At 53.8% G+C, this 17972-nt stretch carries 13 protein-coding genes; 10 read left to right on the top strand and 3 right to left on the bottom strand.

Annotated elements, in window-relative coordinates; genetic code table 11:
- Positions 1–7: 7 nt before the first annotated feature.
- The 4 genes from QSV34_RS04910 (at position 8) to lpdA (ending at position 5510) form a co-directional block, all read left to right on the top strand.
- Entirely contained in the window at positions 8–1249 is a 1242-nt protein-coding gene (locus QSV34_RS04910) for a thiamine pyrophosphate-dependent enzyme (protein WP_289152485.1), read from the top strand.
- A gap of 29 nt (positions 1250–1278) precedes the next feature.
- Positions 1279–2295, top strand: a complete 1017-nt coding sequence (locus tag QSV34_RS04915; RefSeq protein WP_289152486.1) for an alpha-ketoacid dehydrogenase subunit beta — start codon at positions 1279–1281, stop codon at positions 2293–2295.
- Positions 2296–2298: 3 nt separating this feature from the next.
- Positions 2299–3900, top strand: coding sequence for a dihydrolipoyl dehydrogenase family protein (locus QSV34_RS04920; protein ID WP_289152488.1), 1602 nt, complete (start codon positions 2299–2301; stop codon positions 3898–3900).
- A 203-nt stretch (positions 3901–4103) separates the two neighbouring features.
- Entirely contained in the window at positions 4104–5510 is a 1407-nt protein-coding gene (gene lpdA / locus QSV34_RS04925) for a dihydrolipoyl dehydrogenase (protein ID WP_289152490.1), read from the top strand.
- A 197-nt stretch (positions 5511–5707) separates the two neighbouring features.
- Here lpdA and QSV34_RS04930 read toward each other — a convergent pair whose 3' ends face one another.
- Complete coding sequence (locus QSV34_RS04930) at positions 5708–6319, bottom strand: peroxiredoxin-like family protein (RefSeq protein ID WP_289152491.1); 612 nt, start codon at positions 6317–6319, stop codon at positions 5708–5710.
- Between the two features lie 228 nt (positions 6320–6547).
- Entirely contained in the window at positions 6548–7003 is a 456-nt protein-coding gene (locus tag QSV34_RS04935; protein WP_289152493.1) for an Lrp/AsnC family transcriptional regulator, read from the bottom strand.
- Between the two features lie 330 nt (positions 7004–7333).
- Here QSV34_RS04935 and QSV34_RS04940 point away from each other — a divergent pair, with 330 nt between their 5' ends.
- The 6 genes from QSV34_RS04940 to QSV34_RS04965 all read left to right on the top strand — a co-directional run bounded on the left by QSV34_RS04940 (position 7334) and on the right by QSV34_RS04965 (position 16151).
- The gene (locus QSV34_RS04940) at positions 7334–9007 is read left to right on the top strand and encodes an aminotransferase class V-fold PLP-dependent enzyme (protein WP_289152494.1); all 1674 of its coding nucleotides are present in this window, start codon (positions 7334–7336) and stop codon (positions 9005–9007) included.
- A gap of 285 nt (positions 9008–9292) precedes the next feature.
- A complete protein-coding gene (locus tag QSV34_RS04945) occupies positions 9293–10072 on the top strand; it encodes a sulfite exporter TauE/SafE family protein (protein WP_289152496.1) in 780 nt (259 codons plus the stop codon).
- A 28-nt stretch (positions 10073–10100) separates the two neighbouring features.
- Positions 10101–10793, top strand: a complete 693-nt coding sequence (locus tag QSV34_RS04950) for an MBL fold metallo-hydrolase (RefSeq protein ID WP_289152498.1) — start codon at positions 10101–10103, stop codon at positions 10791–10793.
- Between the two features lie 161 nt (positions 10794–10954).
- Complete coding sequence (locus QSV34_RS04955) at positions 10955–11545, top strand: RNA polymerase sigma factor (RefSeq protein ID WP_289152500.1); 591 nt, start codon at positions 10955–10957, stop codon at positions 11543–11545.
- A 1-nt stretch (position 11546) separates the two neighbouring features.
- Positions 11547–12581, top strand: a complete 1035-nt coding sequence (locus QSV34_RS04960; protein WP_289152502.1) for a FecR family protein — start codon at positions 11547–11549, stop codon at positions 12579–12581.
- Positions 12582–12863: 282 nt separating this feature from the next.
- A complete protein-coding gene (locus QSV34_RS04965; RefSeq protein WP_289152504.1) occupies positions 12864–16151 on the top strand; it encodes a TonB-dependent receptor in 3288 nt (1095 codons plus the stop codon).
- 560 nt (positions 16152–16711) lie between these two features.
- Here the strand turns inward: QSV34_RS04965 and QSV34_RS04970 are convergent.
- Complete coding sequence (locus QSV34_RS04970; protein ID WP_289152506.1) at positions 16712–17827, bottom strand: TlpA family protein disulfide reductase; 1116 nt, start codon at positions 17825–17827, stop codon at positions 16712–16714.
- Positions 17828–17972 lie beyond the last annotated feature (145 nt).

The raw sequence follows: 17972 nt of genomic DNA on the forward strand, positions 1-17972 counted from the left end.
TGCTCCTATGGGTAACCGCACCAAAAACCGACTTCATATTCCGGACGCGCCTTTTCGTCCGGGCGATAAACCGGACTTTTCCCACCTGGATATCGGCGTCGCCGGTTCCGTAGAACGCCCCCCCTGCAACAGTAAACCCATGGAAATCCGCGACCTGGCCTATAACCTGGTGCGGGTGCTGGATGACGACGGCGTGGCGCATGGGGACTGGAACCCCAATTTGAACCCCGACGTTTTGCGCGAAGGGCTGCGCACCATGCTGCTCACTCGCAAATACGACGAGCGCATGTTTCGCATGCAGCGCCAGGCGAAGATGTCGTTTTACCTGAAATGCACCGGTGAGGAAGCGGTGGCAGTGGCCTCTACCATGGCACTGCAACCGGCGGATATGCTGTTCCCCACCTACCGTCAGCAGGGTGCCTTTATTGCCCGCGGCGCTGACCTGTTTCAGGAAATGATGTGCCAGGTGATGAACAACGAACTGGACCCCATGCAGGGCAAGCAACTGCCCATTAAATATTCCTCCGCTGAAAAAGGCTTTTTCTCCATCTCCGGGCCGTTGACCACCCACTTCCCACAAGCGGTAGGCTGGGCCATGGCTGCTGCCTATAAAGGGGAGGATGATATTGCCCTGGCCTGGACCGGCGATGGCTCTACTGCGGAAGGGGACTTCCACTACGCCTTGCAGTTTGCCGCTACTTACCGGGCGCCTTGCATCCTCACCGTGGTGAATAACCAATGGGCCATTTCCTCACCGCAGACCATCGCCGGTGGTGAAAACACCACCTTTGCCGCCCGTGGCATTGGCTATGGTTTGCCCGCGCTGCGGGTGGACGGCAACGACTTTCTGGCAGTGTACGCCGCCACACAATGGGCCGCCGAGCGCGCCCGTGCCGGTTTGGGATCAACTCTGATTGAGCTTTACACCTACCGGGTGGAAGGCCACTCTACCAGTGATGACCCCACCGGCTATCGCCCGCGTAACGAGCCGGAGTTCTGGCCGCTGGGCGACCCCATTGAACGGCTAAAGGATCACTTGATCCAGCTGGGTGAATGGAGCCAGCAACAGCACGATGAGCTGGCGCAAGAGCTGGAAGACTACGTTACCGAATGCTGGAAGAAGGTAGATGCCATGGGCAATATCAATGACCCGGAATACGCGCATATTCACTCTGCCGCCCTGTTTGAGCAGGTGTACAAAGAGATGCCGCCGCACCTTCGCAAACAGCGCCAGCAACTGGGCCGATAGGACTTTATTATGAGTAAGAAGGTGTCGATATGGCTCAAATGAATATGATTCAGGCGCTCAACTCCGCCCAGGATAATCTGCTGGCGAAAGACCCCAACGTCATTATTTTTGGTGAGGATGTGGGCTACTTTGGCGGCGTCTTCCGGGTAACCGCTGGCTTGCAGGAAAAGTACGGCAAGCAGCGGGTGTTTGACTCCCCCATTTCTGAGGGTGGCATTATCGCCACCGCTTTGGGTATGGGGGTGAATGGCTTGCGCCCGGTGGTGGAAATTCAGTTCTCCGATTACATCTATCCCGCCTTTGACCAGATTGCCTCGGAACTGGCCAAGTTACGCTACCGCAGCAACGGCATGTTCTCGGCGCCGGTGACCATACGCACTCCATGCGGTGGCGGTATTCGCGGCGGTCAGACCCACTCGCAAAGCCCGGAGGCCATCTTTACTCACGTTGCGGGCCTGAAGGTGGTCATGCCTTCCAACCCTTACGACGCCAAAGGCTTGTTGATTGCCGCTATTGAAGACGACGATCCGGTTGTGTTCTTTGAACCCAAACGCCTCTACAACGGCCCTTTCGATGGCGACCCACACCAGGCCGCAATCGGCTGGAACACGCACCCCAAAGGTGAGGTGCCGGAAGATTATTACAGTCTGGAAATTGGCAAAGCTGAAGTGGTTCGCCCGGGCAATGCATTGACCATTGTTACTTACGGCACCATGGTGCATGTGGCGGAAGCTGCTGTAAAAGCAGCGGGCATTGATGCGGAAATCATCGATTTGCGCACCCTGTTGCCATTGGACATCGACACCATTGCCGAATCCGTGAACAAAACCGGCCGCTGTGTCGTGGTACACGAAGCCACCCGCACCAGCGGTTTTGGTGCCGAGCTTTCCGCGCAGATTCAGGAATCGTGCTTTTGGCGATTGGAGGCACCCATCGAGCGGGTCACCGGCTGGGATACACCGTATCCCCACGCCATGGAGTGGGATTACTTCCCCGGCCAGCAGCGCATTCTCGATGCCGTCAATAAAACACTCCAGGGGGGATAACAGGTGGGCCAATACGTATTCAAACTGCCAGACCTTGGGGAAGGCACTGTCGAGTCGGAAATTGTCGAGTGGCATGTTCAGCCCGGTGAGGTGGTGGTGCAGGATCAGCACATTGCCGATGTGATGACCGACAAAGCCACGGTGGAACTCACTGCTCCGGTAGCCGGCGTAGTGGCCTCCCTGGCCGGTGCCGCTGGCGATGTGATTGCCGTGGGGTCGGAGTTGATTCGCTTTGATGTGGAAGGCGAGGGCAATGCCGAGTCCGTCAGCGAGGCGCCTGCGCCGGTGGCTGAGGAGCCCGTTGCACCGATAGCAGAACAGCCTGCCGAACCTGCGGCTGCCAGTGGGCGCTTTGTATTCAAACTGCCAGACTTGGGCGAAGGTACTGTTGAATCGGAAATTGCCGAGTGGCATGTGGCGGTTGGCGACAGCGTCAAACAAGACCAGGTAATCGCCGATGTGATGACCGACAAGGCCACTGTGGAGTTGACCGCACCGGTTTCTGGCACAGTGGTTTCCCTGGCTGGTGCTGCCGGCGATGTTGTGGCAGTGGGTTCGGAATTGATTACCTTTGCGGTAGATGGCGATGGCAATGCGCCCTCTGTGGAAGCGGTGGCGCCTGTGGTTGCTGAGCCTACGCCTATACCAGTACCGAAACCAGCGGCACCTGCGCCGGCACCGAAGCCGGCGGCTCCTGCTGCTGCCGTTTCTCCTAAGGTTCCAACCGCCGCAGCGACTTCCAAAGACGTTTTGGCCTCTCCAGCGGTGCGCCGCCGTGCTCTGGATGCAGATATTGATCTGGCGGATGTGCCGGGCAGTGGCCCCGCTGGCCGCGTTGAGCACAATGACCTGGATAACTTTATCGCCACCGGCGGTAATTCCGGTTCGGCGATGGTGCGGGTGAAGAAAAACGCCACCACGGAAATTCCGGTGCGCGGCTTACGCCGCCTGATTGCCCAGAAAATGCAGCAATCCAAGCGCCAGATTCCTCATTTCACCTATGTAGAGGAGATGGATGTCACCGAGCTGGAAGCGTTGCGCCAACACATGAACGCCACCCGCCGGGACGACCAGCCCAAGCTCACCTTGCTGGCGTACATAATGCAGGCGGTCACCAAAGTCATGGCGGAATTCCCGCAATTTAATGCCACCTTTGACGACACCAATAACATCATCACCCGCTACCAGGGTGTACATCTGGGTATTGCCGCACAGACGGATGATGGTCTGAAAGTGCCGGTGGTGAAACACGCCGAAGCGCTGGATGTGTGGGGCTTGGCCAACGAGATGTCCCGTGTGGCACTAGCGGCGAAAAACAACGCCGCTACCAAAGACGAACTCACCGGCGGCACCATCACCATTACCAGCCTCGGCCCGTTGGGCGGCCTGGTACATACCCCGGTAATCAACTATCCGGAAGTGGCCATTATCGGCACCAACAACATGGTGGAACGCCCAGTGGTTAAAGATGGTGAGATTGTGGTGCGCAAGATGATGAACATCTCCTCCTCGTTCGACCATCGTGTGATCGATGGCTACGACGCGGCGCAGATGATTCAGCGGGTGAAACAGTTGCTTGAGCATCCTGCCACGTTGTTTATTTGATGGTGGGCCTTCGGCCCTACCTGGCCGGATGTCGGACGTCTGACGCGAAAAGCTCTTCTATACGTCATCCTGAGGAGCGTAGCGACGTGAGGATCTCAGAGCTTGAAAGTTGTGAGATCCTCACGCGGCTGCGCCGCTCAGGATGACGGCAATGCTGTAGGTCGACCTTTAAAACCCGTCACAGTAATCAAGGTTAGAAAGAAATGAAAAAACACTGCAAAGTCCTGGTTATCGGCGCTGGCCCCGGCGGTTATGTGGCCGCCATTCGCGCCGGTCAGTTGGGGCTGGACACCATTATTGTGGAATCGGGCAACCCAGGCGGCACTTGCCTGAATGTGGGCTGCATTCCCTCCAAGGCAATGATTCATGCCGCCACTCGCTTTGAAGAACTCAGCAAGCACGCAGACGGCGCCCATATGGGCATTTCCATCGCCAGCCAGCCGCAGCTGGATATGGCTGGCGTGGTGGAATGGAAAGACGGTATTGTCAGCAAACTCACCAATGGCATCGGTCAGTTGCTGAAAAAAGCCAAGGTGGAGCGGGTTCAGGGCTGGGCAAAATTCCGCGATGGCAAAACCTGTGACGTCGAGACTGCAGACGGCGTGATCACCATTTCTGCCGAACATGTGATTCTGGCCAACGGCTCCACATCCACAGAACTGCCCTTTATGCCCTACGGCGGCAATGTGATTTCTTCTACTGAAGCGCTGCAACTGACCGAAGTGCCAGAAAACCTGGTGGTGGTCGGCGCTGGCTATATCGGCTTGGAAATGGGCATGGCCATGCGCAAGCTGGGCGCCAACGTAACCTTTGTGGAAGCGCTGGATCGCATTCTGCCCATCTACGACAAGGAGATGACCCGCCCCATCGAAATGTGGCTGAAAAAGCACAAGGTGGTTGTGAACCTGCAGGCGAAAGCCAAAGGCGTGGTTGAAAAAGACGGCAGCACCTGGCTGCAATACGTCGATAAAGACGGCAACGACCAGGAAATTCTCGCCAACAAAGTTCTGGTCACCGTGGGCCGCAAACCCAATACCCAGGGCTGGGGTTTGGAAAATATGTGCGTGGACATGGACGGCCCTTTTGTGAAAGTGGACAACCAGTGCCGCACGTCCATGGCTCATGTGTGGGCTATTGGTGATCTGGTGGGCGAGCCACTGTTGGCTCACAAAGCCTCTGCTCAGGGGGAAATGGTGACGGAATTGATCGCTGGCCAGCGCCGGGTGTTCGACCCGGTGGCGATTCCGGCGGTGTGTTTTACCGAACCGGAAATTTGCGGTGTTGGTTTAACACCAGATGAAGCCAAAGCCGAAGGTATTGATGTTATTACCGGCAAATTCCCCTTTGCTGCCAGTGGCCGCGCCTTGGCCATGGATGCCGGCAGCGATGGCGGTTTTGTGCGCGTTACTGCGCGCAAAGACAACCATGTGATTGTCGGCATTCACGCTGTGGGTGCCCATGTATCCGAGCTGTCTGGCGAGTTTGCCTTGGCGTTGGAAATGGGCGCGCGCCTGGAAGATATCGCCGGCACCATCCATGTTCACCCAACTCTGACTGAAGGGTCTTTTGAGGCAGCGCTGGCGACGCTGGGGCATGCGATTCATATATAAGCTGCGGGCGTCGGGCTACTGGCTGCGAGCAGCTTGTGCCAAATAAAAAACCGAGCCTTGTTGCAAGACTCGGTTTTTTTGGTTTGTCGTCATTCTGAGCGCAGCGAAGAATCTCGTACTTTGGTGAAGCACAGAGATCCTTCGCTGCGCTCAGGATGACAAATTCGCTCGGGCTGCACGATGCTCGTAGCCCGAAGCTAGCGGCTGCTCTTCGCCGCTTTAATCAACTCCTCCGCCGACAGCCGGGTACGGTAGTCCGCATTGACGTAGCTGTATGCCACTTTGCCGTTTTTAAGAATAAACACCGCTGGCACTGGCAGTTGGTGGTGCTTTTCGCCGGAGGCGTTTTCCAGCATGGTGACGATCCGCGGGCCGCGGCTGGCGTATTCTTTGGCGGCATTAAAGGCAATGCCGAAAGCGCGGGCGGCGTCGCCTTTGCTGTCAGACAGCAGTTGATATTTGAGTTCCTCTCCCTCTGTGGTCTTCTTCAAGCCTTCCGCTTTGTCCGGGCTGATGCCGACAATCTGGTAGCCCATATCCAACAACTCCTGCTGAATACCCTGCAACTCCTTCAAATGGCGGTTGCAGTAGGGGCACCAGCCGCCGCGGTAGAAAACTGCAATGGTGGGTTTGTCTGCCAGTGCAGTGACCGTAACCGGCTCGCCGTCCAGATTGCTCAGGGTGGCCGCGGGAATAGCTGCCCCCACTGACAGCGGATTGATCTGGGCGGATGATTCGGCAACCGAAGCCGCCATGCCTTGTGTGGCAAATAACAGAGTGGAAATCAATAAAGCGCTAAACCGTTTCATAAAAGTGCTCCCTCAAAGTAGAAATCCAGTGTATGACAACCAGCGGACGAATTTGCTCCGCCCAAAGTAAAAATGTGTGAAGTTATTATTGGCTACGAGCAGTTTGGCAGAATTTTGTCATTCTGAGCGCAGCGAAGAATCTCAGTGCCAAGATGCAGTACGGGATCCTTCGCTCAGGATGACGATTTGGCTCGGACTGCTCGCAGCCAGTAGCCCGCCGCCCGAGGCTTACAAATGATTCAACGGCAGCTCGGTAGTGTGTTTAATAGTTTCCATCACAAAGCTGGAACTGACGTCGAACAGGTCGGCCTTGATCAGTTCTTGATAGAGGTTGTCAAAGCCCGCCATATCCGTGACCACGGCGCGCACCAGGTAATCCAGCTCGCCGCTCATGCGGTACACCTCAAGGACTTCGGCGATGCCGCTGACCACGCGGCGAAATTCCTGCAGCCACTCCTGATTGTGCTGATTGGTACGCACAGAGATAAACACCGAAAGGGACAAGTTGAGCTTTTCCTGGTCGAGCAGGGCGACTCGGGACTTCACAACTCCTTCACTTTCCAGCTTTTGAATGCGTCGCCAACAGGCGGTTTTCGACAGGGAGATACGATCGGCAATTTCTGCTACAGACAGGGTGGCGTCCCGCTGCAGAGTTTCCAGAATAGCTTTGTCAAACTTGTCCATAGTCAGTGGCCCGCTTTCGGGGGAGGGTGAATTTGTTTTTAATAAAACCGGTTTTATTGAAACAGGGTTGCATATTCTGCCTGAAAACCCCGTGCAAATCACTCTGAATTTGATGGCGGTTTTCTGTCCTCAAAAACCCTTACCTTTTGGGAGGATTTTTCTTCAAATATCCACTATGAAATATTATTTTCTTTTAATGAAAAAAATATAGCATATTATTCTAATAAATTACGCTGGTTGCGGTAATTGGCAACGAAATTTCAGGTTTGTTGCACTAAAATCGTTTAACTCATTTTTCCTGTTCGTTTTCTACTTTTGGGATACTGGCACATGCAACAGCTGATCGAATCAATTAACCAGGCGGTTATTGGCGAACGCCAACAGATTGAAACCTCTTTCGGAACCAAGCCTCTGGTTTACGCCGATTACACAGCCTCTGGTCGTTCACTGGATTTTATTGAGAATTTTATCCAGCAACGAGTGTTGCCCTATTACGCCAATACCCATACGGAAACGTCCTACACCGGCATGCAGACTACTCTGCTGCGCGAGCAGGCGCGCACCATTATCCGGGATTGTTTGAACGGCACCGATGATGACCTGGTGATTTTTTCCGGCCCCGGCGCCACCGCAGCGGTGAACAAGCTGATCGATATTCTCAATATGCGCCTGCCCGCCGATCTCAACGACAAGCACCAGCTGCTGGCACAGATTCCCCAGGAACAGCGCCCGGTGGTATTTATCGGCCCCTACGAGCACCACTCCAACGAGTTGCCCTGGCGCGAGACCATCGCTGACGTAGTGACTATCCCTCTGAAAGGTAGCGGCGCCATGGATCTGGATGCTCTGGATAGCGCCCTGCAAGAGTACAGTGATCGTCCCCTGAAGATTGGCAGCTTTTCTGCCGCCTCCAACGTCACCGGCCTGAAAACCGATGTTGACGGAGTAGCCCGCCTGCTGCATAAGCACGGTGCCTTGTCCTTCTGGGATTATGCGGCGGCTTCTCCCTACGTTGGCATCGACATGAATGTGGACGACGGTGCCCACAAAGATGCGGTATTTATTTCCCCTCACAAGTTTATCGGTGGCCCCGGCACGCCGGGCATTCTGGTGGTGAAAAAGTCGATTATCTCCAACCGTGTGCCCGCCATTGTTGGTGGCGGTACGGTGAAATACGTGACCCCGGAAGACCACCTCTACACAGACGACTTGGAGCGTCGTGAAGAGGGTGGCACCCCGGCAGTGGTGGAATCCATTCGTGCCGGGCTGGTATTTCAGCTGCAGGCCGCAGTGGGCACCGATGAAATCGAACGTCGCGAGCACGATTTTGTCACCCGCGCCATCGCTCGCTGGCGCAACCATCCCAATATTGACATTCTCGGTTGTGAGGATGCGGATCGGCTGTCCATTATTTCCCTGCAGCTCACCCGCAACGGCAAATACCTGCATTATGGTTTTGTGGTGGCACTGCTTAACGACCTGTTTGGTATCCAGTCCCGCGGTGGTTGCTCCTGCGCCGGCCCTTACGGCCACGAGCTGCTGGGTATGGATATGGAGTACAGCAAGGCGCTGGAAGCAGAAATGAATAAAGGCTTGATGGTGATTCGCCCCGGCTGGGTTCGCATGAACTTCAATTACTTTATTGACGAAGAAACCTTCGAATACCTGGTGCGTGCTGTGGAACTGGTGGCAGAGCACGGCTACAAATTGATGCCGTACTACCGCTTTGATGAAAGCCATGGCGTGTGGTTGTACCAGAATCGCCGCATGCCAATTTCCGTTAGCCTGGAAGACATCAGCTACCAGAGCGGTGAGTTTTCTATTGCTGCAAATCCCCTTGGCAAAGAGGAGGAGCCACTGGGGCACTTCCTCTCCATGGCAGAGCAAGAGCTGCAGAAAGTTGCCCGGGACGGTGAAACCTACACGCTGGAGCTGCCAGAGAGCGCGGAAAAGTTGCGCTGGTTTGCTCTGCCCCAGGATGAGCTTGAAGCGGCCACGGCTTAGGGCCTGTTGACACTAATTGAATCGCCACTGTTGTGGCTAAAAAATCGCCAATCAAGGCGCGAGGAGAGTAGTTTGGTCATTCCAAATGAGCGACGAGCAACACCGAGTGGCGCTTTTTTAGCCGCAACCCGAAGGGCTGGGGCCATTTTCTCGCCCAGCTGCGTTATCAGTCGCTTATGTAGAATGACTACACAGCACTCCTTCTGCCTTGTTGGGCAAAAAAATGGCTCCCAGCAGTGATGGTTCAATTAGTGTCAACAGGCCCTAACTAAGTCGGGCTGCCAGGTGGAAGCGTTAGTCGGCAGTGTCGTCGGCCTGGTACTGGGTCTGACCGGAGCGGGCGGGGCCATTTTTGCCGTGCCGCTGTTTATGCTGCTGTTGAATTACAGCCCCAGCTACGCCGCCGGTATTTCTCTGGGGGTGGTGGGTTTCAGTGCGCTGATTGGTGTACTGGGCCGCTTGCGCCACAAGGTAATTTGCTGGCGCAGTGCCGGAGTGATGGTGGTTGGCGGAGCCCTGTTTGCCCCCGTTGGCCGCTGGTTGGCCGCCCAGCTGAACGAACGTCTGATCACCGTGAGTTTTTCCCTGCTGGCGCTTTATGTGGCCATTAACATGGTGAAAAAAGCGCGCGCCACAAAACAGCAACAGGCTTTGGAGCAGGACGCCGAGCAGCCATCAGATGCTCAACGGCAAAGCCCTGGCCGCTTTTGGTTATTGCCACTCTGTGGTGCAGCCACCGGCCTGCTTTCCGGGATTTTTGGTGTTGGCGGCGGGTTTTTGATTGTGCCGGTTTTGACGTTAGTGGTGGGGCTGGATATCAAGCGCTCCATTGCCACATCGTTGCTGGTGATCAGTGTGATCAGTGCGGCGGGCTTTCTGTCCCACCTGTGGTTGCAACCGGCCCAGGATTGGCATGGTTTGCTGCCACTGGCCATTGGTGCGGTTGCCGGCATGGCAGTGGGAACCTTTCTGGTGCGCCGTATTTCCAGTGGCAACCTGCAAGAGATATTTGCCGCCTGCGTTGTTGGCCTGGTGTCAGTGACGCTGGTGAGAGAATTTATTTAATACAAAATACCCAAGGTAGACAGTCGTTATGATACTTCGCCAACTTTTCGATTATTCCTCTTACACATACACCTACCTGATTGGCGATGGTGGCAAGGCACTGTTGATCGACCCGGTACTGGAAAACATCGATCAATACCTGCGCCTGTTACAGCAGCTCGACCTCACTCTGGAAAGTACCCTGGAAACCCACGTCCATGCAGACCACGTAACTGCCGCTGGCAAGCTGCGGGAAATGACAGGTTGCACGGTTATTCAGGGCCAGAAGTCCGCCGCCAAAGGCGTAGACCGCACAGTGCATGACGGTGACGTGGTTGAGGTTGGCGACCTGCAATTGAAAGTACTCTACACCCCCGGCCACACCGACGACTCGTACTGTTTCTTGTTGCAGCAAGGCGGCCAGAACTACCTGTTTACCGGTGATACCCTGTTTATTCGCGGCACCGGCCGTACCGACTTCCAGCACGGCGATTCCCGTGCTCACTACGACAGCATCTTTAACAAGCTGCTCACTCTGCCTGAGGACACTCTGGTATACCCCGGCCACGACTATAACGGTATGACGGTTAGCACCATCGGCGAGGAAAAGCGCTTTAACCCCCGCCTGCAGGTGGCCGATGCCCAGGCCTACGCGGATATTATGGACAACCTCAACCTGCCCAACCCCAAATTGATTGACATTGCGGTGCCCGCCAATATCGCCTTGGGATTGAGCGAATAACTCAACGCTGTACTGCACTATCGATCAGGCCGGGATTCCTCCATCCCGGCCAGCCATAGCTACTTCCGAATAAAATCTGGCTTCCTTTTGTAGGGGAATTGCCGCTTAATACGTGTCTACTCTCTAAGTGGCCCTCTCTAACGGAGAAAAAGCTGGCGTTTATGGCCCAAACCAAAAGCAAAGTCATCGACCTGAATCAGCGGAAGGATAGCCGCCGCCGTTCCCTGGAAAAACTGTTTCAGGAGGATGGTCGTATTTTGCGCGGTTACCTGTTTAAACGTCTGCGTAATGAAGCCGAAGTAGAGGATGTGGCCCAAGAGGTGTTCGCCAAACTGGCGCGTATGCCGGATTTGGATCAGCGTATCTCCCAGGGCAAAAACCGCAACTTTCTGATCACCATTGCCAATAACCTGGTGGTGGATATGGAGCGCAAACGGGCCACCCGGCGCAGCTATCAGGACGAACAGCGCAACCAATCCGGTTACCTGGTGTATGAATTGAGCCCAGAGGTTGAGGTCGTGGCCAATGAAGAACTGTCGTTGCTGAAAACGGCAATTATGAAGCTCAAGCCCACTTGGCGCCGTGCTTTTACCATGAGCCGTTTTCACAATATGACCTACCGTGAAATATCTGAGGAAATGGGTGTTGGCGTCAAGCAAGTGGAAAAATACATAACCAACGCGTTAATGGAGTTACGCAAGGCGGTGTACGGCCGCCGTGTATCACTGCGAGGAAAAAGTGATGGTAAGTAAAATGGAATCAACACAACAGCAACGAGCGGCGCAGGATGCTGCTCGTCTGCATTTGGATGCTGACACTCACCACCCGCTGAATTGGGTGGAGGAAAGTGCCGAGTATCAACGGGGTTTTCTCTCCGTCAGCCATCTATTGGCAGATATGAACGACCTGGAGAATGACCGTGAGTTGTTGGCGTTGAGATACAGCGAAACGCGTGTTCCCGTCAGCGAGCGCCGTTATATGAAGCCGGTGTTCGCTGCTGCCGCCAGCCTGATGATTGCAATAGGGGCCGGTTTATTACTGCAGGGCCAACAAGCGGTGGAGTCGATTGTCAGTATGGACCGCTATGTCACCCGTATCGGCGAGCAGAGAACAGTTCCGCTGGGTGATGGCAGTGTGATCGCCATGAATACCGGCTCCGAGTTGCTGGTTTCCGTAGAGGGCGACGAGCGCAAAGTGATTTTGCGACGCGGTGAAGCCTATTTCGATGTCGCCCACAACCCGGACAAGCCTTTTGTTGTTGAGGTGGGAGAAAACTCCGTCACTGTGCTGGGGACGGAATTCAATATTCGCAAAGAGCCGGGCAAAATGCAGCTAGCGGTGAACGAAGGTATGGTTGCACTGCACGCCACTGAGCAGGTGTTGAATGCAGACGCTCCCCTGATGTCTGCCGGTCGCAATGGCACGGAGCCCACAGCTCTGCCCGTTGGGCAGTACCGGGTCTCTGCCGGTTGGGTGGCGGAAGTAAACGCCAATAAAGGGCAACTGCAGACCTACGCGCCGGACAGTATGCGCGAGCTCTCCCTGTGGCGCACCGGTGTGCTGGACTTTGACAATGTGCCCTTGATGGACGTGGTGCGTGAACTCAACCGCTACAGCGGTAAAAAAATTCTTATTGAAGATGCCAGCATCCTGGGGCTAAAGGTAACCGGCGTGGTGCAGGTAGATAACATCAGCCGGGCCTTCCAGGGTTTGGAGCGGGTATTTCCCATTGAGGTTACTCACCACTTTGACCGGATTGTCCTTGCTGGAAGCGAATCCGGGTTTTAAGCCTTAACACGCCGCAGATACTCTCTAAAGCCTCCCACTGGTAACATTGGGGGGCTTTTTGTTGGGGATGACAGTAGAGATATGATCACGATGACGACTTAGTGCCCTCGATTTTACCCGTAGGCTAATCTCGGCTTTGGGGTCATATTTACAAATTTTGATAATTTTTAAAAAAATTTAGGGGGTGTGCGGATTTATACGTGTCATCTGTGTTGCTTGCGGGCTGAATAACAAAAATACAGGCCTCAGGCGGCGTACCAACAACCATTAGAGGTGGGATAAATGAAACGTACCAACGTATTCAAACGCAATGCTCTTGCACTGGGCGTTACTTCAGCACTGGCCCTGACCGTTTCCACAGGTGCCGTGGCGGATCCGTCCGCAACATACCAAATTGATATTGCCAGCCAGAGCGTTGGCGCGGCTGTACGAGAGCTGGCAAAAGACGCTGGTGTACAGATCGTTATGCCCAGCGAACTGGGCAGCAGCCATCAGGCGCCGTCCCTGAGTGGCGAATATTCCTTGGCTCAGGCGCTGGACATGTTGACCAAAGACAGTGGCCTGCAATACGAATTCCTTTCCGATGATTCCGTTATTATCAAGGCCGCAGACGACGCCGAAGCGGGCAGCGACGCCAGCGATGATGATATTGAAGTGGATGAAGAAATCACGATCACCGGCACCCACTTGAAAAACGTTGAGCCGGCATCCCCGCGGGTGACCATCGACCGTGAAAAACTCGCCCGTGGCGGTTATGCCAGCCTGGAAGAAGTGTTCCGCAGCTTGCCGCAAAACCTCAGCAATGTTAACCCGGTAGCCAATGGGTCTTTTCAGGGCGACAATACCAACGGTTTTCCTCCTATGTCCACTCTGGGTACCAGCGGTGTAAACCTGCGTGGCCTGGGTGCTCGCTCCACTCTGGTGTTGGTTAATGGCCGCCGCCGGGCGCGCTCTTCCCAGGGATCGGGCGATCAACTGACGGATATATCCAGTATCCCCATTTCTCACGTTGAGCGCATTGAAATTATTACCGATGGCGCGTCCGCCATTTACGGCGCCGATGCGGTAGCCGGTGTGGTCAATATTATTCTGCGCAAGGACTATGAGGGCCTGAATCTGGCCCTGCGCACCGAAAGTGCTTCTAACGACGCCTCCCGTGATCGCCTGGACGTAGGCTACACCTTTAGCTGGGACGGCGGCCAGTTAACCACTACCGTCAGTGCCGAGCAAACCAAACCCAATGACCCCAATGCCCTGACTCCCAGCGGCCCCAATGGCCCCGGCGATCTCACTGGCATGGGTGGTGTTGACAACCGCCTCTATGGCATTGGCGGCCCAGGAGAAGGCACGGTATTGGGGTATATTCCGGGCTTCAGAGCTACCTCAACAGGGGAAATTATTGATGGCCCCAACCCCTTTTTCCAAAGAGACCCGGTCACTGGTGATATCACCGGGCCGCGGGAAGCTGGTGTGCCATCTATATTCAAGCAACGTGCCTATGGGCCGGAAGAAAAGCGCTTTTCCATTAGCTTTCGCGGCAAACAGGAGCTCGGTGGCTCTCACACCCTGACCTTTGACGCCAGCTACAATAATTCGGAAGACGAGAACACCATCGACACCAACCAGCTGAGCTTTAACAACCTGAACCCGACGGGCGTTCTGGGTGATATTAGTATTCCCATACCTGGCCAGCCCAGCTTTTTCAGTCAGCGGCTCAATGGTGTTACTCAGTTCCTCTTGCTGTCAGATACTAACCCCCATGTAATCAGTCGCTACGGTGCTCGACCTGTTGCGGTAGGCTACGATTTCGCTCTGGAGTCGGCGCTGGTCGGTGCTCGACAGTACCCTGTGGGTACGGAGCTGGAAAGCTATTCAGCGGGCATTGGCCTGGCCGGTGACCTGGCGTTCCTGGATGGTTGGAGTTACCAACTGGATTTAAGCACCAGCAGTGAAGACAGTGATAATCTGAACTTCAGCGTTCCTTTCTGTCGTGTTAACTGTACGGCTTTGGATGCAATTGCCGAACAATTTGACCCATTCTCTGGAACCCCGGAGGCGGCCGCCAACAACGCTGCACTTCTGTTGGATACCTTCGTAAGAAGTGAAAGAGTTGGCTCCAACGAAACCCACCAGTTTACCTTTAAGGTTGACGGTACATTGTTCAATTTGCCCGCCGGCGAAGTGAAAATGGCGCTGGGCGTTGAGGTGCGGGAAAGTGAGTACAGTTCCGTGACTCTAGACTTTGATGCGGAATCAGGAGTGAGAACAGATCGAGACCCATTTATTGTTGGTCCCAATGAGGAGTCGGTAGAGTCGTTGTTTACCCAGTTCTCCGTGCCCCTGTTTAAAGACTTGCCCGCTATGCAGGAGTTGAGCCTGCTGCTGTCAGCCCGTTACGAAAAACACGATCGTGCCGGTTTTGTCGACTTGGGCAATTTCGGGGGGCTTGGCAACGATGGTCAGCTGGTAGACGGCATCAACCTGGCAGATTTGGTTGGTGAGGCTGCTGCCAATACCCCTCCCGGACCTACCCAACGTGGAATTCCTTTGAGTGGCGACTACAGCAATACCTCGCCGTCCGTGGGTATGATCTGGCGTGTCAACGACGACTTGAAACTGAGTGCCACCTGGGGGGAGTCGTTCCTGACGCCACTGTCCAATCAATTGTTTGGCGGCATTTTTGTGTTCCCCAGTGCGTTCCCCTTGAGAGATTTTCAGACTCAACTGCAGCCCTATACCAATTTGTTTGCTTTGAGTGGTGCCAACCCGCTTTTGGAGCCGCAAACTGCCGACACTCGAACTGTGTCGCTGGAGTTTACGCCCTCGGGTGTTCCGGGTCTGAATATGACGGTCGTCTATCAGGATGCCTCCTACGATAATTATATCGACAGGGTTGGCTCTGTTGATAGTGCGCTGTTTGCGACGTTGGTGGATAACTTCCAGGACCTGCCGGGGCTGTTTATTCTTGGCGATACCGACACTCTGTTCCTGGATCAACGTCAGAAAAATCTATCCACCTTTGATTCCCGCACGGTTGATTTTCTGGTCAATTACGCCATGGATACCGATATCGGCCAGTTTGTGTTTGACCTGAATGCGGTACGTACCCTGGAAACCAGCCGCCAGTTTGCCCCTTTCCTGCCCTCCGTAGATACGGCCGGTACCGAAAGTGGTACCAGTGATTGGGGCAGCACTCTGCGGATAAGCTGGATTAATGGTAACTACAACGCTGCAGTGGAAACCCGTTACCACAGTGGTCACGATGTGGTTGTCCCATCCAGTACCTTCGTTACCTTTGATGGACAGCGTTTCCGTCCACTGGATGAGCTGCCAGTTAATCCTAACCCGCAAACCAGGGCTGGTTCTTATATGACCACTAACCTGCAAGTGGGCTATGACTCTCCGGCGGTATCTGGTTTGATGCAAGGGGTTAAAATAAAACTGGGTGCCCAGAATATCTTTAACCCGGATCCCACCTTTGTGGATAATCGCCTGGGCTATTCTGCCAGTCGCGTGTCCACTAGCGGTCGGGTGGTATATCTGAACCTGACAAAGGATTTTGAAATTTAATTCTCAGGGTTGGAAATAAATACTCCCTTTGCTTGAAAAAGGGTATCAATTTAAACGGCGCCGGTTGGCGCCGTTTTTTTTGGTCTGTCCGGTAAGACCCATGTCTTAATAGGTCGTCATCTCCGCGCAGGCGGAGATCCATATTCGCTATGGGGTTGTGGTTTTCAAGTATGGTGGTTTCTGGATTCCCGCTTTCGCGCACTACTGTCCTGGATAAATTAAAGGCCTTACTGTAAAGCCTTGTTGCGTAAGCTCTATTGCCAAATCGATGGAAGAGATACTTAAAAATTTCGTCATCTCCGCGAAGGCGGAGATCCATTATGAATATGGCACTAAAGTCAGAAAATACGGTGGTCTATGGATGCTCGCATTGTACGGCTTGCGCCTCAGTCCTGTGACTGCCCAAATCAAAGATTTGTCGCTGGCATGACGGTAGAAGATTGTCCCAGACAGTAGTGCGCGCAGGCGGGAATCCACCTTTGCTATGGCATCAACGCTACAACAAAAAAGCCCCGCCAATGGCAGGGCTCTTGATACTAACTTTGATTTTCTAAACAATTTTATTTATCAAAGAATTCTTTAAGCGCATCATCCAGCTTCCAGTCCCGAAAGTCAGAGCCGAGCATTTTTCCGTCAGAGGTAATCAAAAAACTGGCCGGTATTCCGGTCACTGCATAATCAAGAGCTGATTTGGCATCGAAGGCGTCTTCGTCTATCAGGTTTATCCATGGTGCGTCTTCTTCTTCCAGTGCTTGCAGCCAGTCGTCGTGGTCTTCGTCCAGGGAGATGGCGTAAATTTCAAAGCCCTTATCGTGATATTCGTCGTAGACACGTTTCAGATGTGGAAATGCACCGCGGCAGGGGCCGCACCAGGATGCCCAGAATTCCAGTAGTACCAGTTTATTTTCTTTAAGTACGGATTCCAGTTCAAGCATTTCGCCGTCTACTGTTTTGGCAGTCACAGGTTTGTAGATGCTGCCCTCTGCCAGGTTGTCTCGAACTTTGCTTCTGGCTATGCCACGTTTTATGCTCTCGATATAAGCTGCAATGTCGTTATTTTCAGGCAGTTGCTTTTGGTAAGATTGGGCCATTTCCAGCTTTTTCTGTAAGTCGTAACGGTTCCAGTCATAGTTGCCTTTTAGCGCTAAAAATTTTTCCAGAGCCGAATAATCACCTTGTAGGATATTATGCAAGTAATCGTTCTTGATTTTGTTTCTTGGCGCGCCAGCAGCTCGCAATTCTGCCATCCAGGCAGCCATTGCTTCCCTGTCCATGTCATCAATGTTGGAGCGTTTTAGTGTTACCTGATGATGGGCTTTTGTTGCGGCGATGTATTCAGGATTTTGAAAGTAGCCATATATCAGGTTATGTAAATCACCACCGGTTGAAGTGGTGCCGTATGGCTGCCATCGAATATCGTATTCTGCGTTTTCCAGAATAATGTTGTGATAACGGCTTTTAGTGGATAGTTTGGCAAAAGCCATGTCTTCAATCTTTCCGGTGAATGTAGCTCGGTTATCAACGATGTCAGCTTTAGTGGTTTCTCCATTAATGGATAACTCAACTTCAGTGGCGTTAGTGACGCCTGGGGTAAACTCAATAGTAATCTTGTACTCCTCTGCCCAAGTGTGGGTGGAAGCCAGTGCTAGTAACACTGTTGCGAGTAGTTTTTTCATTACCTTTCTCCAAAAAATATTTTTCAAGTATGGCTTCTACAAGATTGTTGATTTAGCAAGTTAGCCAGTTTTTTATCGCTGGCCACAGATGCCGATTACACGGTTGGTGATCGGCATTTCAAGTGGTGGTAATTGTAGTGTTTTT

The organism is Porticoccus sp. W117, assembly GCF_030341905.1.
Lineage (GTDB): Bacteria > Pseudomonadota > Gammaproteobacteria > Pseudomonadales > Porticoccaceae > SCSIO-12696.

Excerpts from the sequence above, each read along its gene's own strand:
- QSV34_RS04970 (WP_289152506.1), bottom strand. The coding sequence starts at position 17,827 with ATGAAAAAACTACTCGCAACAGTGTTACTAGCACTGGCTTCCACCCAC.
- QSV34_RS04960 (WP_289152502.1), top strand. The coding sequence starts at position 11,547 with ATGGAATCAACACAACAGCAACGAGCGGCGCAGGATGCTGCTCGTCTG.
- QSV34_RS04915 (WP_289152486.1), top strand. The coding sequence starts at position 1,279 with ATGGCTCAAATGAATATGATTCAGGCGCTCAACTCCGCCCAGGATAAT.
- lpdA (WP_289152490.1), top strand. The coding sequence starts at position 4,104 with ATGAAAAAACACTGCAAAGTCCTGGTTATCGGCGCTGGCCCCGGCGGT.
- QSV34_RS04940 (WP_289152494.1), top strand. The coding sequence starts at position 7,334 with ATGCAACAGCTGATCGAATCAATTAACCAGGCGGTTATTGGCGAACGC.
- QSV34_RS04950 (WP_289152498.1), top strand. The coding sequence starts at position 10,101 with ATGATACTTCGCCAACTTTTCGATTATTCCTCTTACACATACACCTAC.
- QSV34_RS04930 (WP_289152491.1), bottom strand. The coding sequence starts at position 6,319 with ATGAAACGGTTTAGCGCTTTATTGATTTCCACTCTGTTATTTGCCACA.
- QSV34_RS04910 (WP_289152485.1), top strand. The coding sequence starts at position 8 with ATGGGTAACCGCACCAAAAACCGACTTCATATTCCGGACGCGCCTTTT.
- QSV34_RS04965 (WP_289152504.1), top strand. The coding sequence starts at position 12,864 with ATGAAACGTACCAACGTATTCAAACGCAATGCTCTTGCACTGGGCGTT.
- QSV34_RS04935 (WP_289152493.1), bottom strand. The coding sequence starts at position 7,003 with ATGGACAAGTTTGACAAAGCTATTCTGGAAACTCTGCAGCGGGACGCC.
- QSV34_RS04955 (WP_289152500.1), top strand. The coding sequence starts at position 10,955 with ATGGCCCAAACCAAAAGCAAAGTCATCGACCTGAATCAGCGGAAGGAT.